At 45.5% G+C, this 4,663-nt stretch carries 3 protein-coding genes and 1 tRNA gene; all 4 read left to right on the forward strand.

The window, feature by feature from the left end:
• On the forward strand, nucleotides 1–2,691 hold a 2,691-nt coding region (locus tag RB622_RS29050; RefSeq protein WP_308050339.1), incomplete at its 5' end, for a T9SS type A sorting domain-containing protein.
• 84 nt (nucleotides 2,692–2,775) lie between these two features.
• Complete coding sequence (locus tag RB622_RS29055) at nucleotides 2,776–3,222, forward strand: nucleoside deaminase (protein ID WP_308050340.1); 447 nt, start codon at nucleotides 2,776–2,778, stop codon at nucleotides 3,220–3,222.
• Nucleotides 3,223–3,285: 63 nt separating this feature from the next.
• On the forward strand, nucleotides 3,286–3,894 hold the full coding sequence (locus RB622_RS29060; protein ID WP_308050341.1) for a superoxide dismutase: 609 nt from the start codon (nucleotides 3,286–3,288) through the stop codon (nucleotides 3,892–3,894).
• Between the two features lie 96 nt (nucleotides 3,895–3,990).
• Nucleotides 3,991–4,066 (forward strand) — tRNA-His (locus RB622_RS29065).
• Nucleotides 4,067–4,663 lie beyond the last annotated feature (597 nt).

The following is a 4,663-nucleotide window of genomic DNA, read 5'->3' on the forward strand; positions in this document are numbered from 1 at the left end:
TTAAAATGGTATACGGTTGAAACGAACGGCACAGCACTTGCTTCTGTACCAGTTCCCTCGACGGCTGCCGTGGGCACCACTTCTTATTATGTTAGCCAGACATTAAACGGCTGTGAAGGCCCCCGTGCGAAGATTGATGTTGTCGTTGGCGCTTGTACTACGTTAGCACCGACAGTAACAACCCCTGTCAATTATACAGTGGGCGCGACAGCCGTTGCTTTAACGGCTACCGGTACCGCTTTAAAATGGTATACGGTTGAAACGAATGGCACAGCACTTGCCTCGGCGCCAGTTCCCTCGACTGCTGCTGTTGGGACAATTTCTTATTATGTTAGCCAGACGGTTGGAGGCTGCGAAGGCCCTCGTGCAAAAATTGATGTTGTGGTTACCTGCGCTACCGCTGCTCCTACGGTGGTTACGCCTGTAAAATATTGTATAGGAGAAACTGCGGTTGCTTTAACGGCAACGGGTACAGCCTTAAAATGGTATACCGTTGCGACGAATGGTACGGCGCTTGCTACTGCACCAATTCCTTCAACTGCCGCAGCTGGAACTGTTTCTTATTATGTTAGTCAGACATTAAATGGCTGTGAAGGCCCACGTGCAAAAATAGATGTAGTAACCGAGGCGTTGCCAGTTGCTCCGGTTGTTACTGCTTTGAGCTATTGCAAAGACGCTACTGCTGTGGCGTTAACAGCGACTGCTTTAACCGGAAATACTTTAAACTGGTATGGAACAAACGCAACGGGAGGGACTGCCTCCTTAACAGCTCCTGTTCCGCCGACAACCGCTGTTGGAGCCGTATCCTATTATGTGAGCCAAACGAATGCAAATGGCTGTGAAGGCCCAAGAGTTGCCATCGTTGTTACTGTAAAGGCGCTTCCTGCTGCTCCCGCAGTTGTTGACGTTAGTTATTGCAAGGATGTTACGGCCGTAGCTCTGGTTGCCACGCCTGCTGTTGGATCAAAATTAAATTGGTATGGTACTGCCGCAACGGGTGGAACGGCGTCTGCTACCGCACCTGTACCACCAACTGCTACAACGACTGCCTATTATGTTTCTCAGACTGACGCAAGTGGCTGTGAAGGGCCAAGAGCTAAATTGGATGTAACCATCAAGCCGGTACCAGCTGCGCCAACCATTGCGAAATCATTGGTAGAATATTGCCAGAGCGTAACTGCTTCGCCTTTATCCGCAACGCCATCTGCAACGGGTACTTTAAACTGGTACGGAACAAATGCAACCGGTGGCAATGCTTCGCCAAGCGCACCAACACCCTCAACCGATAACGAAGGAACAACTTCGTATTACGTTGGACAAACACTAGACGGTTGTGCGAGCGACAGGGCGAAAATTGATGTTAAAATCAACGTTACTCCAAAACCAACGGTTTCAACATCTTCGGTTGAATACTGTTTGGGGGCAACCGCATCTCCATTGTCAGCCACTGGTGATAAGCTTAAATGGTATTTAACTTTAAATGATACCAACCCACGTACCTCGCCATTGACGCCGTTTACGGAGAAGGTTGATGATTATTCGTTTTATGTTACCCAAACAGGAGCGAATACCTGTGAGAGTGCAAAAGCGGAAATCAAAATACACATCAAACCGCTTCCGTCTGCGACCATATCGGGAAATAGTTCTATCGCCCTTGGGCAAACAGCGACAATCAACGTTGATTTTACAGGTGATGCACCCTGGAAATACATTTTGTCTGATGGTCAAACCGCCTCTACCAGCAATGCGAATTTGAAATTACAGGTCAGTCCTACGGTTACGACCAATTATGTGGTTACCGAGGTTTCCAATACCTGCGGAAAAGGAATTCAGAATGGTGTTGCGCTGGTCACAGTATTGATCCCGACGATCACCACCGGTATTCCTTCGGTATCACAGTTGTGCGGCGGAAAGGCGTTTACGGTTGAATTCCAGCAATCGGGTAATTTCCCGGTAGGAAATGCCTTTGTCGCACAAATATCGACGGTCAATGATGTGACCAAATTTGTATCCATTCCATCGACTGTCAGTGGAAATATAATGACAGCTACTTTGCCTGATACGACTAAAGGCGGTAGTTATTTTATCCGGGTTGTTAGCGAGGGAAAAGGGGAAGTTGTACCCGGTAGTGTGAGCGCTGTAAAAGTGATGGTTGCTCCTTTACCGGTGGCGACGATCAGTGGGCCTGCGAATATTTATATGGGTGAAATTGCCTCGCTGAAAATTGCGCTGACAGGCGATGGACCCTGGACGCTGAACCTGAATGACGGGGCAAAGGATACGCTGATTTCAACCAGCAGCACGCCATTGACTGTTAAAATTTCGCCTAAAACAACCAGTATTTATAAAATTACGACAATTTCCAATGCCTGCGGTGTCGGTAGAGCGACGGGAACCTTCCGGGTACAGGTTGATCCGGTATTGGGTACGGAACCGCCTGTTGCTGCGGCTGACTGGCTGAAAATTTATCCGACGATGATTGAAAATAAATGTACCGTTGAGATTACGTCGACACTTTCTGCGAAAGAGGCAGTCGTTGAAATCTTTGATCTGGGTGGTCGCTCTTTGTCGAAAAAAGCAATCCGGCAGAAAATTACGGAGGTTGATTTTTCGCAAAAACCATCCGGAATGTATCTGTTAAAGGTTCAAAATGGCGACCGGACTTCGGTGCAACGAATTTTTAAACCCTGATATTATTAGTGAAATATTGAAAAGCGGGGAGTATATTGCTTCCCGCTTTTGTTTTGGCTGTTGTTTTCTCTTTTGATTTACCACATGACTGCTGATTTTCTGGACAATTATTTCATGGCTGAGGCTTTACGGATGGCGCAGTTGGCCTACGAAGAAGGAGAAATCCCCGTTGGCGCGATTGTTGTAGCAGGAGAAAGAATAATCGGGAAGGGATATAATCAAACCGAAAGGCTGCACGATGTGACGGCTCATGCCGAAATGCTGGCGATAACCGCGGCATCGGAATATTTGGGTGGAAAGTATTTGCAGGATTGCACCTTGTACGTAACCCTGGAACCCTGCGTGATGTGCGCGGGCGCTTTGTACTGGACACAAATGAAACGTGTTGTTTATGGAGCCTCCGATGACAAGAGAGGGTTTTCAAGATTGGGTAAAAACGTTTTGCACCCTAAAACGCAGCTAAAAAACGGTATTTTGGCCGATGAAAGCCAGGAGCTGATACTGAAGTTTTTTAAGCGATTAAGAACATAAAGAAGTGTTCTGCTGTTAATCAAGTTATAAATCATATTTAATAACCAATAAACCTTATTCATAATGGCTTTTACACTTGCTCCTTTACCCTACGCAAACAATGCGTTAGAACCGCATTTTGACGCGCTTACCATGGAGATTCACCACGATCGCCACCACCAGGCATATGTTACCAATTTGAATGCAGCAGTAGCAGGCACTGAGTTGGAAGGTAAGACAATAGAAGAAATTATTGCGAACATCAGCAAAGCACCGGCACCGGTTCGCAACAACGGCGGCGGACACTGGAACCATACTTTCTTCTGGAAATCTCTTTCTGCAACTGGCGGTGGAGAACCAACAGGCGAACTGGGAAAAGCGATCACGGCTAAATTCGGTTCTTTTGCAGCTTTCAAAGATGAGTTCAAAAAGGCTTCAATCGGTCGTTTTGGTTCGGGTTGGGCATGGTTAATCGTGAAAGCCGATGGCGAAATTGCGATCACATCTTCTCCAAACCAGGACAATCCATTAATGGATATTGCTGAAACAAAAGGTACGCCTGTCATTGGTTTAGACGTGTGGGAGCACGCGTATTACCTGAAATATCAAAATAAACGTCCTGATTATATCGACGCATACTGGAACGTAGTGGACTGGAAAGCCGCTGACGCTCTTTATGTTGCATCGAAATAAGCAATAGGCGATAAGAAAAGGTTTACAGCTTTTGAAAAAAAATCTTAAATTTCTCTTGGAAGCTGTAAACCTTTTACTAATTTTGTGTCCTCAAACGGAGGTTGTAGCTCAGTCGGTTAGAGCGCTAGATTGTGGTTCTAGAGGTCGCGGGTTCGAGACCCGTCTCCCTCCCATTTAGAAGTTTTTAAAATGCCTGTAAATCAATGATTTGCGGGCATTTTTGCTTTTCGGGATATTCCGGATCAAGTCAAAAAGTCCCATATTTCCAATGTTTCACTCCTTAATTATCTTATGGTGTGATTTTGATCAGTCTCCGGTCTCAATGGTTAGTATAAAGTGTCCTGAGGAATATTTAGAAAAGTCCAAACCACTTCGATTATCGTAGGTCCCCCCAAACAATTTTCTACCCGGAAGGTCAAATAGCCTAATTACCTTTATATTGAATCCGTTATTATAATTAATAATTTGTCCCGTACACAGGATTAGGATACACATAGCTTTTGCTCTCGGCATTAACTGACGAAGCCATAGAATCATTTTTTAGCGAAATAGCGATAACACGACGATACTCGAAACTTTGACCCTTATCAACCATTTTTAGGCGATAGTAATTCTTCAATGCCGGATTCAGATGCGTAAAGGAATACTTTTGCAAAACCACCCGCGTTTTACATCATATAGAATCACACCGACAAACCGTAAAAACCAGCATATCCAAACCTGTCCTTGCAAAACGCCACTGATTACTACTAAACAAGGCCTGTTCTCT

The sequence above is a fragment of the Dyadobacter sp. LHD-138 genome (assembly GCF_030929615.1).
Classification (GTDB): domain Bacteria; phylum Bacteroidota; class Bacteroidia; order Cytophagales; family Spirosomataceae; genus Dyadobacter.